This window comes from Sphingorhabdus sp. 109, assembly GCF_902506555.1.
Taxonomy (GTDB): Bacteria; Pseudomonadota; Alphaproteobacteria; order Sphingomonadales; family Sphingomonadaceae; genus Parasphingorhabdus.
The window spans coordinates 792,569-810,988 of the sequence record NZ_LR732707.1 but is presented as its reverse complement, the minus strand read 5'-3'; the positions used below and the strand labels follow the sequence as shown (position 1 = coordinate 810,988).

At 55.5% G+C, this 18,420-nt stretch carries 20 protein-coding genes and 1 tRNA gene; 11 read left to right on the top strand and 10 right to left on the bottom strand.

Annotated elements, in window-relative coordinates; translation table 11 throughout:
• Positions 1 to 40: 40 nt before the first annotated feature.
• Positions 41 to 1,285 (top strand): alkaline phosphatase family protein, encoded by a 1,245-nt coding sequence (locus tag BOSE62_RS03965; protein ID WP_159642269.1) that lies wholly within the window; start codon positions 41 to 43, stop codon positions 1,283 to 1,285.
• 21 nt (positions 1,286 to 1,306) lie between these two features.
• On the opposite strand, the gene BOSE62_RS03960 is transcribed toward BOSE62_RS03965, so the two are convergent.
• Positions 1,307 to 1,777 carry a hypothetical protein gene (locus BOSE62_RS03960; RefSeq protein WP_159642267.1) on the bottom strand — a complete coding sequence of 157 codons (471 nt, stop codon included), beginning with the start codon at positions 1,775 to 1,777 and terminating at the stop codon, positions 1,307 to 1,309.
• 94 nt (positions 1,778 to 1,871) lie between these two features.
• On the bottom strand, positions 1,872 to 3,677 hold the full coding sequence (gene mutL, locus BOSE62_RS03955) for a DNA mismatch repair endonuclease MutL (RefSeq protein WP_159642265.1): 1,806 nt from the start codon (positions 3,675 to 3,677) through the stop codon (positions 1,872 to 1,874).
• 151 nt (positions 3,678 to 3,828) lie between these two features.
• Here mutL and BOSE62_RS03950 point away from each other — a divergent pair, with 151 nt between their 5' ends.
• The 6 genes from BOSE62_RS03950 (at position 3,829) to BOSE62_RS03925 (ending at position 9,554) form a co-directional block, all read left to right on the top strand.
• On the top strand, positions 3,829 to 4,866 hold the full coding sequence (locus BOSE62_RS03950; protein ID WP_089132514.1) for a rod shape-determining protein: 1,038 nt from the start codon (positions 3,829 to 3,831) through the stop codon (positions 4,864 to 4,866).
• A gap of 49 nt (positions 4,867 to 4,915) precedes the next feature.
• Complete coding sequence (gene mreC, locus BOSE62_RS03945; RefSeq protein ID WP_159642263.1) at positions 4,916 to 5,818, top strand: rod shape-determining protein MreC; 903 nt, start codon at positions 4,916 to 4,918, stop codon at positions 5,816 to 5,818.
• Positions 5,818 to 6,333 (top strand): rod shape-determining protein MreD, encoded by a 516-nt coding sequence (gene mreD, locus BOSE62_RS03940; protein ID WP_159642261.1) that lies wholly within the window; start codon positions 5,818 to 5,820, stop codon positions 6,331 to 6,333. Before mreC ends, mreD begins: the two co-directional genes overlap by 1 nt.
• On the top strand, positions 6,330 to 8,306 hold the full coding sequence (gene mrdA, locus BOSE62_RS03935) for a penicillin-binding protein 2 (RefSeq protein ID WP_159642259.1): 1,977 nt from the start codon (positions 6,330 to 6,332) through the stop codon (positions 8,304 to 8,306). Before mreD ends, mrdA begins: the two co-directional genes overlap by 4 nt.
• Positions 8,307 to 8,308: 2 nt before the next feature.
• Positions 8,309 to 9,421 carry a rod shape-determining protein RodA gene (gene rodA, locus BOSE62_RS03930; RefSeq protein ID WP_159642257.1) on the top strand — a complete coding sequence of 371 codons (1,113 nt, stop codon included), beginning with the start codon at positions 8,309 to 8,311 and terminating at the stop codon, positions 9,419 to 9,421.
• Between the two features lie 57 nt (positions 9,422 to 9,478).
• A tRNA-Lys gene (locus tag BOSE62_RS03925) sits at positions 9,479 to 9,554 on the top strand.
• Positions 9,555 to 9,681: 127 nt separating this feature from the next.
• On the opposite strand, the gene BOSE62_RS03920 is transcribed toward BOSE62_RS03925, so the two are convergent.
• Complete coding sequence (locus BOSE62_RS03920) at positions 9,682 to 10,677, bottom strand: hypothetical protein (RefSeq protein WP_159642256.1); 996 nt, start codon at positions 10,675 to 10,677, stop codon at positions 9,682 to 9,684.
• Positions 10,678 to 10,731: 54 nt separating this feature from the next.
• On the opposite strand from BOSE62_RS03920, the gene BOSE62_RS03915 reads away from it, so the two are divergent.
• Positions 10,732 to 12,042 carry a DNA cytosine methyltransferase gene (locus tag BOSE62_RS03915; RefSeq protein WP_201295633.1) on the top strand — a complete coding sequence of 437 codons (1,311 nt, stop codon included), beginning with the start codon at positions 10,732 to 10,734 and terminating at the stop codon, positions 12,040 to 12,042.
• Between the two features lie 46 nt (positions 12,043 to 12,088).
• Here BOSE62_RS03915 and BOSE62_RS17600 read toward each other — a convergent pair whose 3' ends face one another.
• On the bottom strand, positions 12,089 to 12,226 hold the full coding sequence (locus BOSE62_RS17600; RefSeq protein WP_443028819.1) for a helix-turn-helix transcriptional regulator: 138 nt from the start codon (positions 12,224 to 12,226) through the stop codon (positions 12,089 to 12,091).
• Positions 12,227 to 12,336: 110 nt separating this feature from the next.
• On the opposite strand from BOSE62_RS17600, the gene BOSE62_RS03905 reads away from it, so the two are divergent.
• The gene (locus tag BOSE62_RS03905; protein WP_159642252.1) at positions 12,337 to 12,846 is read left to right on the top strand and encodes a hypothetical protein; all 510 of its coding nucleotides are present in this window, start codon (positions 12,337 to 12,339) and stop codon (positions 12,844 to 12,846) included.
• Between the two features lie 83 nt (positions 12,847 to 12,929).
• Positions 12,930 to 13,310: a hypothetical protein gene (locus BOSE62_RS03900; protein WP_159642250.1), complete on the top strand. Its 381-nt coding sequence runs from the start codon at positions 12,930 to 12,932 to the stop codon at positions 13,308 to 13,310.
• 279 nt (positions 13,311 to 13,589) lie between these two features.
• Here BOSE62_RS03900 and BOSE62_RS03895 read toward each other — a convergent pair whose 3' ends face one another.
• The 4 genes from BOSE62_RS03895 to BOSE62_RS03880 form a co-directional block, all read right to left on the bottom strand.
• A complete protein-coding gene (locus BOSE62_RS03895; RefSeq protein WP_159642248.1) occupies positions 13,590 to 13,913 on the bottom strand; it encodes a hypothetical protein in 324 nt (107 codons plus the stop codon).
• A complete protein-coding gene (locus tag BOSE62_RS03890; protein WP_159642246.1) occupies positions 13,910 to 14,173 on the bottom strand; it encodes a hypothetical protein in 264 nt (87 codons plus the stop codon). The genes BOSE62_RS03895 and BOSE62_RS03890 overlap by 4 nt, the downstream gene beginning before the upstream one ends.
• A 35-nt stretch (positions 14,174 to 14,208) precedes the next feature.
• Positions 14,209 to 14,949, bottom strand: a complete 741-nt coding sequence (locus BOSE62_RS03885; RefSeq protein ID WP_159642244.1) for a hypothetical protein — start codon at positions 14,947 to 14,949, stop codon at positions 14,209 to 14,211.
• Positions 14,950 to 15,220: 271 nt separating this feature from the next.
• Positions 15,221 to 15,835, bottom strand: a complete 615-nt coding sequence (locus tag BOSE62_RS03880) for a hypothetical protein (protein WP_159642242.1) — start codon at positions 15,833 to 15,835, stop codon at positions 15,221 to 15,223.
• 160 nt (positions 15,836 to 15,995) lie between these two features.
• Here BOSE62_RS03880 and BOSE62_RS03875 point away from each other — a divergent pair, with 160 nt between their 5' ends.
• Complete coding sequence (locus BOSE62_RS03875) at positions 15,996 to 16,358, top strand: ribbon-helix-helix protein, CopG family (protein WP_159642240.1); 363 nt, start codon at positions 15,996 to 15,998, stop codon at positions 16,356 to 16,358.
• Between the two features lie 93 nt (positions 16,359 to 16,451).
• On the opposite strand, the gene BOSE62_RS03870 is transcribed toward BOSE62_RS03875, so the two are convergent.
• Together BOSE62_RS03870 and BOSE62_RS03865 are read right to left on the bottom strand one after the other, a co-directional pair.
• Positions 16,452 to 17,048 carry a hypothetical protein gene (locus BOSE62_RS03870; RefSeq protein ID WP_159642238.1) on the bottom strand — a complete coding sequence of 199 codons (597 nt, stop codon included), beginning with the start codon at positions 17,046 to 17,048 and terminating at the stop codon, positions 16,452 to 16,454.
• 85 nt (positions 17,049 to 17,133) lie between these two features.
• Entirely contained in the window at positions 17,134 to 17,883 is a 750-nt protein-coding gene (locus tag BOSE62_RS03865) for a hypothetical protein (protein WP_159642236.1), read from the bottom strand.
• Positions 17,884 to 18,420 lie beyond the last annotated feature (537 nt).

Here is an 18,420-nt window from a genome sequence, read left to right as displayed (position 1 = left end):
CATTGTCCGGCTAGGAAGTGATGCTCGGAGGATCGCTATAATGTTCAAGAACCTGTTTTCGTTGATTTTGGTCGGCCTTCTGCTGGCCGGTGCCCCTGCCCAGGCAACCGTCACGCCCGAACAGGACGATTCGAGCGGCCAGAAGGTTGAGCAACGTCATCCGGTCACCATTTTGATCTCCATCGATGGATTCCGGCCCGATTATCTCGACCGGGGCATCACCCCCAACCTGAACGCGCTGGCGGCAACCGGCATATATGGTCCGATGCGCCCGTCTTTCCCGAGCAAGACCTTCCCCAACCACTGGACGCTGGTAACCGGCAAGACGCCCGATCATCACGGCATTGTCGGCAACACGATGGAAGACGCTGCTCGGCCGGGCGAGGTTTTCAAAATGTCTACCCAGGATCCGTTCTGGTGGAACCAGGCTGAACCGGTCTGGATCACAGCGGAGAAACAGGGCATTCGCTCGGCCACCATGTTCTGGCCGGGTTCGGAAGTCGATTTCAACGGCGTCCGGCCGGCCGACTGGTGGCCGTTCAACCAGAAGCTGTCCAATGATCGCCGGATCAACGCGATTGTCGACTGGATGCGCCGGCCCGCTGATATCCGCCCCCGGCTGGTGACGCTCTATTTCGACACAGTCGATACCGCCGGCCATTATTACGGCCCCGCACCGAGCGAGAAACTGCACGCGGCGATTGCCGAAGTGGATGGCGAAATCGGCCGACTGAAACAGCAGCTGGACGATCTGGGACAGCCGGTCAATTTCGTCATTGCATCGGATCACGGCATGACCGAGACCTCTCCCGACCGGATCATCTATCTCGACCGAATCATGGCGCGCGACCAGTACAGGCTGGTCGAAAGCGGCAATTATCTGGCCATCGAACCGCTGGAAGATAACAGGGACGCGGTACGTGCGGCCTTTTTACGGCCGCACGAGCATATGCAATGCTGGGATCGCGAGAATATACCCGAAGCTCTGGGCTACGGCACCAATCCCCGTGTGCCGTCAATCTTCTGTCTGGTAGAAACCGGCTGGGTCGTGTTGCAAGATGTACCGGAATGGATGACCGGAATAGGCGGCGGTCATGGCTATGACCATCGCGATCCGGACATGATGGCTTTCTTCCTGTCCAGCGGTCCGGCGATCCGTGCCGACGGCCAGCTGCCGGTGTTCGACAATGTGAATATCTATTCGCTCGTCGCGCGACTGGCAGGCGTAAATCCTGTCGCCAGCGATGGCAGTCTCGCCCCGTTTGAGCAGTCGCTGCGGCCCTGATTTCCCGATGATCCGAGGCGATTAGGGTGCGTCGGGGCTGTCAGCCATTCTGGTATAGACCACCGCGACCGGGGCGCTGTCCGTGACACTGCAGGTTTTCGGATCGACGACTCGGTCGCCGCGAAAACCTCTCAATTCCGTGCCGGTCTCGCTCAACGTCAGGCCCATGCCAACCCATATCTGCAACGCGCATTTTTCCTGCATGGCGCGCGAGAATGGCGCGCGGTGCGCACCGTAAACCAGCGTACCGTGCATGGTCGCGGTAAAATCGATCTCCCCCGCTTCATTATTCGCCGACCGTTCGCGGTAGCGGGAGATCAGACTGGTCCCTTCCTGGGTGAAATGGAGAATATCACCGTCCGCCTGTTGCCAATAGCCATTGAGGTCATGGTCGACATTTTGCACGCCGCCGTCATCGGGACGCGCACCGGCAGCAACGCCATTGACCATCATCAGGGCGGCAATTGCGCAGACCATATGGCGATATCTCATGGCTAAGTCCCTTTCCTCCAGATACTATGTCTAGAACGATCCGTCCGGCAGACAATGATCTGTATCACATGATGCCGCTTTCACCGTATGAAGCTTATTTCCGGCCAAACAGCTTTTCCACATCTTCCAGCGCCAGTTTCACCCAGGTTGGCCGCCCGTGATTGCACTGGCCGCTATGCGGGGTCACTTCCATCTCGCGCAGCAAGGCATTCATTTCCGCCACGCTGAGCACCCGTCCGGCTCGGACGGACCCATGACAGGCCATGGTGGAAGCCACATGATCGACGCGCTCCTTGAGGCTCAGCGCCTGGTCATAGGCACCCAATTCGTCTGCCAGATCGGTGACCAGTTGCGTCACGTCACCCGACCCCAGCATCGCCGGGGTCGCCCGGACCAGCATCGCGGTCGGTCCGAACCGCTCCAGCTCCAGCCCGAATTCCGATAATTCGGCCGCCCGGCTCTCCAGCCGGTCGCAGGCATTTTCATCCAGTTCGACCACTTCCGCCATCAGCAGCGCCTGCGAGGCAACCGTGCCGCCTTCGACCGCCTGGCGCATCCGCTCCAGCACCAGCCGTTCATGCGCCGCATGCTGGTCGACAATCACCAGCCCGTCTTCCGCTTCGGCGACAATATAGGTTTTCGCGACCTGTCCGCGAGCGATACCCAAGGGATGGCGGGTGGCTTCCGGTACTGGCTCGGACGCCGCCTCCGCCTTGCCCATCAGTGGCGCGATATCCTCCCGCAAGTCCATCTCGGCAAAGGCAGCGCGATCATCTCGGACCGTGGCCGAAGGATAGGGTTGCTGCGCGACGTTGGCTTTGCTCTGCTGCGAGAAAATGCTGCGCTGCGGATCGGTCGCCACCGGCTCGCTCTGCCATCGCCCGAGCGCTGATTCCGCCGGGCGCTGCACCACGCGGAACCCGCCTTCGTCCAGTGCTTTTCTGAGGCCGCTGACGATCATCCCCCGGATCATCGCCGGTTCGCGAAAGCGCACTTCGGTCTTCGCCGGATGGACGTTCACATCGACCAGCTCGGGCGGCATTTCGATGAACAGGGCAACCACCGGATGCCGGTCGCGCGCCAGCATCTCGGCATAAGCGCCGCGCACCGCGCCGACCAGGAGCCGGTCCTTTACAGGGCGGCCATTGACGAACAGAAACTGGTGATCGGCAACCCCGCGATTATAGGTCGGCAGTCCGGCAACACCGGTCAGACGGATCTCTTCCCGCTGCAGATCGACGCCGACGCTGTTGGCGCGCAGATCGCGGCTGGTCAGCGCGGCAACGCGCTCCGGCCCGGTTTCTCCGGCCTGAACAGCAATCGCCTTGCGCCCCTGATGCTCCAGCGTGAAACCGATATCGGGCCGGGCCATCGCCAGTCGGCGGATGATATCGGTACAAGCGGAATATTCGCTGCGTGCGGTGCGCAGAAATTTTCGCCGGGCGGGTACATTTCCGAACAATTGCTCGACCCGCACTTTTGTACCCGGCGGGATTGCCGCGGGCCCCTCTTCTGCCAACTCGCCATGATCCACCACCCGGCACCAGCCATCCTCTCCCGCCATACGGCTTTCGATTGTCAGCCGCGCCACGCTGGCGATGGATGGCAGGGCCTCTCCGCGAAAGCCCATGGTGGTCACCAGCTCGATGGCCTCGTCGGGCAGCTTCGAGGTCGCATGGCGTTCCAGCGCCAGCGCGATATCGTCGCGGCTCATGCCACAGCCATTGTCGGAGACCTGGACCAGATCCAGACCGCCTTGCTCGAGCCGGATATTTATCTGGCTAGCTCCGGCATCGATCGCATTTTCGACCAGCTCTTTCAACGCGCTGGCCGGACGCTCGACCACCTCGCCGGCAGCGATCCTATTTATCAGGCTATTTGGGAGTCTTCTTATTGACATAATGGCGTTCCTAGCCCAAGCGACCTTAGCAAGCGACCCCTGATTTATTGGGCGATTCCCATGGTTAACTTCATGACCCGTTCAGCTTGACTATCGCTTGGTTTAATTGTCGCAGCTAAGCCTGCAACTACAAGAAATTACGGACAAAAATATGTTTGAAAATCTGTTCAAGTTCCGTTCGCAAGATTTGGCGATCGATCTCGGCACCGCGAATACTGTGGTTTATCTGCGTGGCCAGGGAATCGTGCTCAACGAGCCGTCGGTTGTCGCGATCGAAACCGTCAATGGCGTGAAAAAGGTCAAGGCCGTCGGCAATGACGCAAAGATGATGATGGGCAAGACGCCGGACAGCATCGAAGCCATCCGCCCGCTGCGCGACGGCGTGATCGCCGATATCGATGTCGCCGAGCAGATGATCAAGCATTTCATCCAGAAAGTGAACGGCAAGAGCAAGCTGTTCAGCTATCCCGAAATCGTGATCTGCGTTCCCAGCGGTTCGACCTCGGTCGAACGCCGCGCCATTCGCGATGCCGCGTCCAACGCCGGTGCCCGCCAGGTCTTTCTGATCGAGGAGCCGATGGCGGCTGCCATTGGCGCCGACATGCCGGTCACCGAACCGATCGGTTCGATGGTGGTCGACGTCGGCGGCGGAACGACGGAAGTTGCGGTCCTGTCGCTGCGCGGCCTCGCCTACACCACCTCGGTTCGCACCGGCGGTGACAAGATGGACGAAGCCATCGTCTCCTATGTCCGTCGCCATCACAATCTGCTGATCGGCGAAACCACTGCCGAGCGGATCAAGAAGGATTTCGGTGTTGCCCAGGCTCCGGCCGACGGCGTCGGTCACACGATTCATATCAAGGGCCGTGATCTGGTAAACGGCGTGCCGAAAGAAATTTCCATCAACCAGGGCCAGATTGCCGAAGCGCTGAGCGAGCCGATCGGAACAATCATCGAGGGCGTTCGCATCGCGCTGGAAAACACCGCGCCCGAACTGGCGGCCGATATTGTCGATCAAGGCATCGTCCTGACCGGCGGTGGCGCTTTGATCGCCGGCCTCGACGCAGCGCTCAGCGATGAAACGGGCTTGCCGGTTACAGTGGCCGAAGATCCCCTTGCCTGTGTTGCCATCGGCACCGGACGTGCAATGGAAGATCCGATGTTCCGGGGCGTCCTGACAACCGCCTGATATCGAATTTATGATCGAACAACGACTGGAAACGAAAGGATAAACCGATATGGCGCCGCCAAATCATCGGCGTCCAGGATTTTCCAAGCGGGCGCAATATAGTATATTCGCCAGCTATTTACTGGGCATATTGGGAGCGGTTCTGGGACTGCTTCTTTTGCTTGTCTCCTTCATCGATCCCAGAGGTTTTTCGGCCCTGCGCACCATCGGTGCGGAAGCGATGGCGCCAGCCAGCAAGACCCTGTCCGAATTTGGCAGTCTGACCGGAAACGCCGGGGATCAGGTTTCTGCCTATTTCAATGCGGCCTCGAAAAATGCCGAGATGCAGCAGGAACTGGAGCAGAACCGGATCGAAATTCTGGAAGCACGCGCCCTCAGGCAGGAAAATGACCGCCTCAAGCGGCTGCTGAAACTGGATGAGGAAATTCCCGATTCCATTGCCATGGCCCGGCTGATCAGCTCGACCGCGTCGAGCGCCCGCCGCATCGCAACGCTGGGTGTGGGCAGCAATAATGGTCTGGAGCCAGGCCAGCCCGTCCGTTCGCCGGAAGGTCTGGTGGGCCGCATATTGGAAACCGGCCCTTCTACCGCCCGCGTCCTGCTCGTCTCGGACAGCAAGAATGTGACACCGGTGCAGCGCGCCAGTGACAGCCTGCCCGCCTTTGCCACCGGCCGCGGAGACGGCACGGTCGATATCCAGCCGATCAATATCGGTACCAATCCGTTCAAGGGCGGGGATCTGCTGATCACTTCGGGTAGCGGCGGGCTCTATAGTCCGGGCATTCCGGTAGCGGTCGTCATCCGCAAGACCGAAACCGGCGCCATCGGCCGGGTCCTCGCCAATCCGGCCAAGGTTAGCCATGCCATTGTTCAGCCGATTTTTCAGGCCGAAACGGTTCGCCAGATCGAGGAAAATCCGGTGGATGATCTGGAAGAGGAATCCGGCGAATAGTGCCCCGTTCCCGTCAATCCCGGATTGGCCGCCAACCCTCGCAGCTGCGGATCAAGCTGATACCGCCGGTAACCGTTGTGCTTGGCTCGATGATCACCGCGCTACCGATCATCACCGATTATCCGATCCTGCCGCCGATGGGTTTGCTGGTGATATTGGCCTGGCGGCTGATCCGTCCAGGCTACTGGGCAGTCTGGGCTGGCTTCCCGCTCGGTCTTGTCGACGATATTTTCAGCGGTCAGCCGCTTGGCAGCGCAGCATTTCTCTGGTCGGTCATCTTCATCCTGCTTGAGACGCTCGACCGGAAAGCGGTGCGCCGTGATTATTGGCAGGACTGGCTTATTGCCTCCACAGCCATCGCAATTGTGCTAATATGCGGCATGCTGATCGTCGACTTCCAATCCAATCTGCTGCGGTTCGACTTGCTGATGCCGCAAATATTGCTGTCAGTCCTGCTCTATCCGTTCGTGGCCCGGCTGATCGGAGCCATCGATAACTGGCGGGTGGCATCATGAAACCGCCAAAAACGATCAGCAGCGCCATGCAGGAACTGACTTTCACCCGGCGTGCGACGGTGATCGGCGGATTGCAGATCGGCGTCGGCGTGCTGCTGGCATCGCGCATGGCCTATATTTCGGTGGCCGAGAACGAGCGCTACAAGCTGCTGTCGGAAAGCAACCGGGTCAATCTCACGCTCGTCCCGCCGCGCCGGGGCTGGCTGATCGACCGCAGCGGCAAACCGATTGCCAATAACAAGACTGATTTCCGTATCGACATTATTCCCGACCGGCTGCGCGACAAGGAAAAGACCGTGGCCACGCTGGCGAACCTGCTGTCGCTCGATCCGGAAGAGCTGGAGCGGATCAACCGGGAACTGGAACAGGCCGGCAGCTTCCAGCCGGTTCAGGTGGCAACCGGTCTGGATTCAGAGCAATATGCCGCGGTCAGCGTCCGGCTTCCCGACCTGCCTGGCGTATCGCCGCGGCAAGGCTTCTCCCGAAACTATCCCAGCGGCCCGGCGATCGGACATCTGGTTGGCTATGTCGGCATCGCCTCGGCGGAAGATTACAAGGAAAATCCGGACCCGATCTTGATCACGCCTGGCTACAAGATCGGCAAGGACGGTCTGGAAAAGATGTTCGAGGACCATCTGCAGGGCAAGCCCGGCGCGAAAAGGGTTGAGGTGACGGCGCGCGGCAAGATCGTACGGGAGCTCAATACCCGTCCCGACGTTCCCGGCAAGCCGCTGCAACTGACCCTCGATATCGACCTGCAGGAATATGCGGCCCGGCGGCTGGGCCCGGAATCGGGTTCGGTTGTGGTCATCGACTGCCTCACCGGCGACATTCTGACGATGACCTCGATGCCGTCCTTCGACCCGAACAGCTTCTCCGACGGTATCGGTGTCACCGAATATGGCATGTTGCGGGACGACGATCATGTGCCGCTGCTCGACAAGTCGCTGAAAAGCCTGTTCCCGCCAGGATCGACGGTCAAGCCGATGGTTGGCCTGTCCTTTCTGGAAGCCGGTCTTGATCCCGATGAGACGGTCAACTGCAATGGCGGACTGCAGGTCGGCAACCGGCGCTTTCGCTGCTGGAAGCGAAGTGGTCACGGACGGGTCGACATGGCCAAGGGCATTTATCAGAGTTGTGACGTCTATTTCTATTATTTCGCCCAGAAGATCGGCATCAATCCGATCGCGCTGATGGCCAACCGGCTCGGCCTCGGACAGAAATATCCCTTGCCGGTCGCCAGCCAGTTTTACGGCACGGTTCCCGATCCGGCTTGGCTGCGCAAGAAGCACAAGCGCGAATGGCAGGCCTATGACACGGTCAACACCACGATCGGACAGGGTTACATGCTGGTCAATCCGACCCAGCTCGCGGTCATGGCGTCACGCATCGCAACCGGAAAGAATATCGTCCCGCGCCTGATCATGGACGAAAAGAAGCCCGCGATCCCGACGCTCAACCTCGACCCCGAGCATCTTCTCTATGTGCAGAAGGCAATGAGCGATGTGGTCAACGGACCGGGGACGGCCGGACGGGCCCGCTTGCCGCTCGATGATGTCAAAATGGCCGGCAAGACCGGCACCGCCCAGGTGGTCAATCTCGACTTTGGCCGCGGCGGCCGGGACGTCGCCTGGAAATATCGCGACCACGGCCTGTTCGTTTGCTTCGCTCCCTATGATAATCCGCGCTATGCGGCCGCGGTGGTCATCGAACATGGCGGCGGCTCAGGAGCCGCCTATCCCGTTGCAAGAGACGTGCTGACCTTCCTCTATGACCGCCAGAAAGCAATGGATGTGCTGACAGGGATGGAGAAATCCTGGGGCGGCACAATCCAGGAACGGATGGACAGGAAAATGGAAGCCTATCGCGCCCGGAAAGCGCTCGAGAAGGCGATGGCGGACAATCCCGCCGCCGCCGCCAGCACGGACGCTGCAGCAAGCGATTCCGAAACCGGTTCCGGTTCGGGAGAATAAGGGTGAGTGATTTCATCCCGGCGCCGATAGCGCAGCTTCCCTGGAAAACGATCTTTCTGCTGTTCGTTCTGGCCAGCTTCGGCTTCATCGTCCTCTATTCCGCAGCCGGTGGCAGCCTGACCCCTTGGGCGGGCCTGCACATGGTCCGTTTCACCCTGTTCGCCGGCATGGCCATCGTGCTCTCCCGTTTCCGGGAATCCTTCTGGAAAGCCATGGCTTTCCCGATCTATATCGTCGTTGTCCTCATGCTGGTCGGGGTTGAACTGATCGGGGCGGTCGGGGGCGGCAGCCAGCGCTGGCTCAACCTCGGTTTCATCCGGCTGCAGCCTTCGGAACTGATGAAAGTTGCCATCATATTGGCGGTCGCCCGCTTCTATGACCTGCTGCCGCCCGCCCAGATCAGGACATGGGGTGCGATCTGGCCCTTGTTCGCATTGCTCGCCCTGCCCTGCGCCCTGATCCTGATGCAACCTGATCTGGGCACGACGATCACCGTGGTCACCGGAGCGCTGACCATTGCCTTTCTCGCCGGCCTGCCCCTGCGCCTCTTCATCGGTGGCGCGGCAGCGGTCGCGGTGCTGGCTCCCCTGGCCTATTTCTTTGCACTGGAAGATTATCAGCAGCGGCGCGTGACCACCTTTCTCAACCCGGAAAATGATCCGCTCGGCTCCGGCTACCATATCAGCCAGTCGAAAATCGCGATCGGATCCGGCGGCCTGTTCGGCAAGGGCTTTCTGAACGGCACCCAGAGCCATCTCGATTATCTGCCGGAGGGGCATACCGATTTCGTTTTCGCCACCATGGCCGAGGAATGGGGCCTGATGGGCGGCATAGTGGTGCTCTTCTGCTTCTTTTTGCTGTTCCGATGGGGCCTTGGCGTCGCAATGAAGGCGAAAACCCGTTTTTCCCAACTCACCGCTGCTGGCATGACGGTGACGATTTTCTTCTATGTCGCGATCAACCTGATGATGGTGATGGGACTGGCGCCAGTGGTCGGCATTCCCCTGCCGTTCATGAGTCACGGCGGGTCGTCCATGATGACGATCATGATCTGCGTCGGCATCCTGATGTCGATCGAACGCAATCCCGGCAAAAGCGGCAACGCTTTTGGATGAAAATAACAAACCAACCGGTTGCGTTCCGGAAATACGGCCCTATATAGCCCCTGTAGTGGACGCTTAGCTCAGTTGGTAGAGCAGCTGACTCTTAATCAGCGGGTCGTGGGTTCGAACCCCTCAGCGTCTACCATTTTTCTCTTATATAACAGGGCCTTGAGTAGCTTTTATGCTGCTTGACAGGTGGCGCGTGGCTGACAAGTACCGAATAGACACCGTATTTAATTAGCCAGTGTCATCAATTTGAAACTGGACATTTGTCACACAACAAACAATTTATCCACAAAGTGCCTAGCAAAAAGCACAAGCCACTGTTTTTCTGCTTCTGAAATATCCGGCACATCTATCCGGTCTGCAAACTCAACAATATCTTTCATTTCGCCTGTCGTAAATTGGCTTGCGATTGGCACGGGTAAAGCTTTTAGGCACTTTGCCATTGCCCAACATATTTCTAAAAATGTATCGTCTCCACCACCAATATGAGCCCACAGGGCTCTACCTTGCAGCGTTTCAACCCTCAGCGTTTTTCCATTCTCTTCGGCTTCGAAATAGGGCACAGCCAGTGGGCGTTTGCCCTGCTTAACCGAGCAACTGCTTGTAATGTTAATACCTTGTTGCTCTAGTCGCTCCTGCGCAAGCCTTACGATGTGCCAGTCCTTTTTATTGCTATTTTTCGCTGTCGAATAATTCATACCCACAATATATCTTACTGTGTCTACCTCCCAATGATCACTCCACTCTACCCAATGCGAGGCAACAGCGTTGGCGATTTGAGAAACCATGGAGTCGTTGATGCACATGGGACCGCTTTTGAGGGCAACTAATTCAACTGTGTCACCCACAACCCTTGCACTGTCGATCTCAGAAAGAACAGTGTGACCTGGCGAGTCAATCTGAGTCCAATCATAAAATGGAGGAATGACATCTTCGACTACTCGACCTGCTGCTGTTTCGATGCTCGAAAACACCTTTGCCGCTGCCACAATGTCGTCGACTTGTTTTAGGTTATGAACGTCAAAAAGGTGAGCGTATGCCGCAAGTACAAAGGGGTTGGTCGACTTTCCATCAATGGCCGGTGAACGCGCATTGATTTGACGCATCCGCGCCTCTAATGCAGCTTCCAATTCAGCAACACGAACAAATCGGTTCGCATGTTGAGGAGAAGTTGTTAAACGAAGGAATTCCTGAACTTCAAGCAGCGTTAGCGGCACCGAAGGAGCGAAGGTTGAAAAATCGTAGCGTACAGTTGCGGCCAAAGTTTGATTCCATGTTAATGAGATCCGCAGCCTAGGAGGCATAACCTATTGTCAGTGTCCAGAAAAAAATCGGTAGTTTCACTTTTCTCTGGTGCTTTAGGCATGGATTTAGGCTTCGAACTACAAGGCGACTTTGAGATACTTGCCTGCGTTGAGTTTGACGAAGCAGCCTGCGATACTATTCGTGCGAATGCAGAAAAAGGAAATTTTGCCGGAAACCCAGAGGTTTTCTGCCGCGACCTGTTTGAAATTTCTCCCACGGAGTTAATGGAAAAGATTGGTATTCGCTCTGGTGAACTGGATTTGCTTGTGGGAGGCCCACCATGCCAATCTTTCAGTACAGCGGGCCGTCGCCAGTCCGTTGAAGATCGACGAGGCACTCTGCTTTGGCGCTATTTAGACTTTGTGGAAGCACTTCGACCAAAAGTCTTTGTGATGGAAAACGTACGTGGCTTAATGTCTGCTGCAATGAAACATCGATCAATAGCCGAGCGCCCAGAGAATGGAGGCGCGCAGCTATTGGATGACGAACAACCTGGCTCCGTAATTTCAAAGTTCATAGCTGACCTCGGACTACAAACTGATGGGGCTTATCACGTTGACGCTTTTGAAGTGAACTCCGCAAATTACGGAGCACCCCAAATCCGAGAACGTGTTATTTTTATCGGCAATTCGTTCGACGTTGAGGTGGAATATCCGCAACCAAGCTATGGTGTCGAAACCCCAAACGATCAGTCGCAGCTAATGTTCGAACCACAAAAAATGCTAAAGCCATGGACATCGTTAAGAGATGCAATTGGCGACCTACGGGAAAATGATAGAGAAGTCATGGATTTTAGCCCACGCAAGAAAGGGTTCCTTGCATTAGTTCCAGAGGGTGGGAATTGGCGATCCTTGCCAGAAAAAGTTCAGCAAGAATCAATGGGAAAAGCTTGGTACGCTAAAGGTGGACGATCTGGTTGGTGGCGCAGATTGAGTTGGGATTTCCCATGTCCGACCCTCGTGACAATGCCAAACCATGCTAGCACTTCTCTCTGCCACCCCGAGGAGGTTAGAGCATTGTCAGTAAGGGAATATGCGCGCATCCAAGAATTTCCGGACAACTGGATTTTCTGTGGCAAGACTTCAGAAAAATATAAACAGATAGGCAATGCGGTACCCGTTCGCTTAGGAAAAGTGACCGCTGATGTGGTTTCCAAGCTCCTTGATGCACATCATAAAAACACCACAGCTGAATACCGAGCAGCAAGCGAACCATTTAGGCGGGTGTACATCAAATCCCATGTGCGCACCCGAAAATGGTTTAAAGCCGGAAAAGTATATTCTGGTAGCACACTAAAAGACCTCCAATACATGTCGAAGTGAAATTTTAGTTTTCTTCGAAAAGTGCGCCGGGCGTTACCGCAAGAGCTTATGCAATGCGTCCGACAACTGCAACAATGGGGTTCCGGCGTCCGCGTTCGATTCCACCAAGGTAGGTCCGATCAATTTCCACAGCATGTGCAAGGTGCTCTTGAGTTAGCTTCCGCTCGACCTGTAAACTGTGCACGTTTGCACCCACGAACTTTTCTCAATCCATTAGTGGACAAGACTATCTCTTCGCGGCAGGATTTAGGGACTAAATACCCGATTGTTGGGATATCGACAGGGGAATGAACGATGAAGCACATTTTCAACCTAGCTGCTGCCACGATTTTAGTCGCCATGCCCGTACCAAGTATTGCTCAGAATAGTGATTACATCAGGTTTGGTGGATATGCGACCGAAGTAGCTAAGACACTCACATCAATCCAAAGCTGCAAGCGAATGGGATTTGATGTTAACGACGGAGATGGCATCGCTAGCGAAATTTCCAGTATCGCTACTCGAGAGGCTGTTATGATGGGCATCGACAAATCCACAGCCGAGGCCATGCTACTGGACGCGCTCAATCGTGAGAAAGCCGACATGGAACTCATTTCAAGCCTACCTAAGCACATCGATACAACCGAAGAACTAATTGAACAGGTGCGAGATACTTTCTTATTCTGGGATACCCGCTGCCGGGCTCTTTCATCGGCCGGATTTGGCTCAAACTTCATTCGAGAGACTGGCAACGAGGCGTCAGTACAACAAAAATCTCTAGAAAAGCTGATCGCCGACATTAGATCGACGAACGGCGTGGACTAGGCCAAAATAAGAGTTCGCAGGTTCCATTATTATTTCCAGCAACGCTTTGCTGATCCCAGGCTCACTATTGAGAAGGGAAAAGTATGAAGTCCTCAAAAGGTTCCTCCACCACCGGCAACGAAATGCACCGGTCCATATACGAAGTTCATAGAGAGCGGGCGTCCGGCCGGGGACCCGCAGAAGTTGAAGAATATTCCGGGCTGGATCGCGCTCGGCTGGCAGCGTTTGCTCATGCACTCGATGGACCAAGCTACACAGGCGAGAGCTTCAGCGGCACAGTTGAAATCCACCGAGTACGCTACTTAGGCAGACAGCGACTGAGAACCGAACTGATTGATGTGATCGATGAACGTGTGGCGTTTCGGGTCCTGAACGAATTGACACTGCCCCGGGCCGACCAACTTCACGTATCGGTTGAAAAGCTGCAACAAGAAATAAACAAACTCGCTCGGCTCGGGTTCTAACTGGCCAATTCATCATCAGCGAGCCAGCACAGCAAGCAACAGGATTGCATTCGTCCACAGTCCAGCCGGAACCAGCCATAATGCCATACGGCTCGTTCTAGACGTTCGGCGGCCGTGACCACATGATCGGCAGCTTTCTGTCACCGAGAGTCTGTAACGATGCAATCCGGTGAATTTACAGGCATCTTTTTGCATGATCATCTCCTTCAGCGGTGACCATGGCGCAAAAAGGCCCGACCGGGAGCGCCGGTCGGGCCTATATTTCAACATAGTTGAAGGTCAGTGGCATTCTTCAACCTGGCAAGAAGGAATGCCGCTCAGCGCGGCAGCGTCACTCGGCCAAGGATCACGCAGCCACATTAGGCCAAACGTAGGCTCGCCAACCTCCCCTGCCCATGTTTCGCGATAACCGAGATACTTGAGCAAGAGAATGATGCGATCTCTGGCAATGATCGGCATGAGATCTACATGGCTCCGCCAACCGAACAGCACGATTGCCTCGTGAAGGTCGATTGCCTGATAGCCCCTCAAGCGGCGATGACCTTCAAAAATGACTTCCGGCTCAAGGTCCTCAAACTCATTCAAGTCGAGATGCCGGGTCATGCGCCGAGCGTCGCATTGCCGCGCGTGCGGGTTGGCCAAGTGATGCTGTCAGAGGCGCCAACCGGCATGCCTTCGACAGCGACTGGGTCCATGCCCGCTTCAACCGATACAGCAGTCCAAACGGATAGATTGGACGCACCGACCAGCGCGGAGGCGGCAGAACGGGCTGCAGCCTCATCAACACCTTCGGCTATAACAAAATTGATACCGTCTGCACGGCGGTTAACGGCTTCAACGGGGTAGAATGCGAAAATGGCCATGGCCTAATTCCTTTGATTTATAGGAGGGATATTACTTATGCAGCCAAGGCTTCGGCTTCATCATCGGGGTCGTAGGCGCCGATTTCACTCTCGCGCTTTTTGAGGAGAGCAATTTGTATGGCGCGCTGGGCGTTAGACTTTCCGGTTTCGAATTCGGTGTCGGCTTGAAGAGACTCAAGTACTCGTCGTTCGCATTCGACCAATGCCTGGCTCAATTCTCTGTGCAATTCCCCGCAAATCACATCGGCTAGATCGTTCGGGCTGAAGGGCCGGTCGCCGACCTTCATGCTGGATACCTTGCTGCACAGGGCAGCGGCCAAATCCCCATCGCACTTGGCAGCGGCAAATTCGGCTAAGCTAGCTAATTCAACTGGGCCAGAATGTTCGATTTGCTGCATCAGCCGGCTACGTTTTTCGTTGCCCAGTGTCGAACGCATCAGCATCTGCATAGGCGAGCGGTAATGGCTCGATGCAGATTTTACGCGCTCGGCCGTTTCCGCCAGTTCCCGCATGTACGCCTTGCGGGTGTCAGCGCTTTCGCGAACAAATTCCCCGCGTCGGCTGGAAACTGACTTGTTGATGATCGATTTGGTGTTGGGCAGTCCTACATCGGACAGGGAACGTTTCACGCTATCGGCATGTATATCGAGTTTCTGCTTCATCTTGCGAAGCAAGGCATCGTGCTGATTGCGGTTGGTTTGGACTTTGGCAACGGCGTGGCGGATGTCATTATCATCCATCCAAGCGGCGCCGAGTTTTGCAGTGGGTGTGGGCATGTTCTACTCCTCAAAAGGTTCAAGCATCGCGCTCAAGGCTTCAGTTTTCGACCATGCCCGGCACACGCCAGGTCAGCGGCCCGCCACTTGCAGACCTTGGGCGAAGCGCATTCGCTTCGAACTCAACACGAATTGATGAATGCGCTTACCGGGAGCGATTTCGTACCAGCGAATAGCCGACACGGTGTCCGCCGCGGTGTTTTGGGTCGACCGCGACGGACATAGGCTTGGATCGGTTGAACTTTCAGCGAGTTTAACCGCCGATTGTTTGTCAGGCGGCCTTTCTTATAACATGTCCGATAGCGGAGATAATATCCATGAGATCATCGCCATCGAATGTGTCGAGCAATGCTTCGCAAACTTCGGCCGTACTGGCGCCAGCCATTGCCTTCTCGCACTCAACCTGCTTGATCGTTTCCACTACGCTACCTGCCGCTGCAATCTGCGCCAGCCATTCAGCTCTCTCATGCTTGAAAGCAGTTATTCTTTCACCGAGACCTTCCAGCGTTTCATTATCCAGTTGACTCAGAATGCCTTTACAATCGGCTTTGATGCGCTGTGCCACAAACTCGTCAATGTACTGGCGACCGGACAATTCACTGTCGGAGGCATCAATCCACCTGAGATACTCGTGAGGGCCAGCTGGCAGATTTTCTGACGAGGCTAAGAATGCCCCCGCCAGTAACTTGAGTTCGTCTTCATCAAAATGAAACTCGGGGGAATTTTCCCCTTCCGCCACCATGTGACAATAGTCAGGCGAGTCCTTGATGAGCTTTTCGAAGATCTTCCACCCATGCAACATTGTGTCGTCCGATACTCGGATCACAACATCAGTGAAGTCGTCGGATTTCTGACCGGGCAAAGCCCGAATGTTTACATTTGTCATAAGTATTTTTCCTTGCTTGTATCGTGGCTTCAATGGACACCAGTGGCTGCCACATCCGTCTGGTGAAGCCCCTCTAGTCGAGTCGCAAGACGCTTGTCAAGACCGAAGGCATCCGATAACGTCTGTGGCAGCCAAGTACGTCTAATTTTGGAGAATTTTAATGAGTAACGAAAAGCCGTCGCCGGGAAGGAAGCTGAAGCGCATCTCGGTCAGTCTTCAAGAAGACCAGTATATAGGACTGGAAGAAATTGCCGAGGACATGGGAATTGGCCTCTCGGATGCGGCTCGTGAGGCGATCAATAGCTACCTCCTAAAAGAGCACTGGGGCAATACAGTAGGCAAGCTGGCGGAAGCCGAAATCGCCAAAGGCCTTACTAATGAGGCAGTACTTGAGAAAGTGCTGGCAAAATTCCCACACGCAAAGACCAGTCGCGAGTCGATTGCTTGGTATCGAAGTATGATGCGGCGAGATGACCCTACTATTCCAACGGATAGGGAGGCGCGGGTGAGGACCGAGGGCTGAACGCCGGTGCCGAATCCGGGGCTTCCGGGTAGTTGGGAAGGCCAAGTTGCTAGAAGCGTTAGCCTTCCCTTCCTCGCCCCACCAGATTTCTAATCAGTTGGGCAATTCGCCCTTGGTTGGCTTGCGAAGCCGTAGCCCTTCGATACCGGGTGTGCCGGTCCGTACCGGATCTTGGCGTTCTGCTTCTCGGCGAGCATCGGCTAATTGGCCCTGAACCTCATTACTTGCTTCCCGGTACTGTTTCTGTTGCCGTGCCGCAGCAAGGCTCCACTCATCAAGTGGCATGGTGCCGGGTACAACCAGGACACCCCCGCCCGCATCGGTTTCTAGTTTGACCTTGGTGTCGTCGCGATCGCGCCAGCCGAACTGCGCTTTAGCCAGAAAGATTCCGGCCACGGTATCGCCCATGCGGGCTTGAGACATCAGGATCTCGCGCAACTCCTGTTCCTCGACATCTTTGCGGCAATCAACCGCATCAGTCAAAACCGGGTCGTCATTGATAATCCGGCGCAAGGTGGCGACAGTCGTGCCGAGTGCTTTGGCGATCTGGTTTCGGGCATATCCGTCCAGAAGTGCCCGTGCGACAGCTTCGCGTCCGTTATCGGTCAGTGTCAGCTTGTTGTATGGGATCGCATCCAGTGGCGGCTGATTGGCCTTCGCCGGCTCATCCAGTGGATCAGCCGCCGCCATGCGTTCCCGTCTTGCTCGCTTTTTAGGTGATCCAGCCATTGCGGGCGTATGCCGCGCGGGTTTGCACATGAGATGCCAACAAACTTTAAGTTTCGAGTTTTTCTAAAATAGCCTCAAAGTACGAGATGTCATAATCGGTTAATCCTTTGTCGAAAGACATCCACCATTGATTACCCACAATTGTGCGCTTGTAGCGACCCGGAGTTCCAACTTGTGACGGATGTTCGGTTCGTTCACTCCAAGTCATGAAATCCGACGCCGGACGTTTTGTCTCTTGCACAACTATGCTATCATGCCTTGGGATCGGAGCTTTCCAGACTTCTGAATCCGGCTTGAGCAAATTCAATGCATCTCGCTTGGTGATACCCTTTCGAGCGAAGGCGGGATTTGCGAGCCGCTTGAACGGTTCAGAAGTGTTTATTTCGGTGACAAGAAAACTTTTATTGTCTGAAAATGCGAGGTGCCAACCGGGCATGACTGTCATTCGATAGGACGTTCCTTGTTTAAGACGCGCTCTGATAAATGAGCGGGCTTCGACGCGTGAGCGCAACAGAGTATTTTTCGTATAACGCGCAATCCAAGTCGAATGCCAAGCATTCCTTCCATACGAAACATGGAAAACAACTATGGGGGTAGCTACCTGCAACTCTGCGAGTTCCGACGCGAGCGTGATTTTGCGTAAACTCTCTTGAGCAGCCAAGACAAGGTCGTGGAACTCTTTAGTTCCAAGTTTCGGCATCGGCGCTGCCTTGACTACCGAAGGCTGGCGATGTTCATCTAGCAGATAAACATTGCTCTCAGAGTTTGTCGGCTTTCCAATATTATCAGTGCTCATTCCGGTTTCTACCAATTAGTATTATGGATAAGTCATTGATACCCTTGTGATTCAAGTGTCAACACAATCTAATCCTCGATCCGTGGGTGGCTCCTACGCGTGCATACGTGCGCGCATTATGCGTGCGTGCGCGCCTTTTGGGATCGGAGGGAGAGGATGGAGTGGAGCACCACGTCTGACCAAGGGGCAGCTTCGAAAGCCAAAGCGTCAGATTTAGACACAATGCGTCAAAAGCGTCAGATATTTTTCCTTTATTTTCATAGCTTTGTACACTTCTGACACTTTTGACACTTAATAATAATAAATAACAGGATGAAGGGCATGCCCCCTGCGTGGAGGGCGCCGATTACCCCACTAGGCCTAACTCCGATCAACCTCTGGCCGGCGTGAATTTGCCTTAAATAGTGTCAAAAGCGTCAGAAGTGTACAAACGGCTGTAAATGCTACGTTTTTCAGGCCCTGCAACTGTCAAATCGAAATGATACAAGTGTCAAAGCGTCAGAAATGAAAAGGGCGGCTGAACTTTCGTCCAACCGC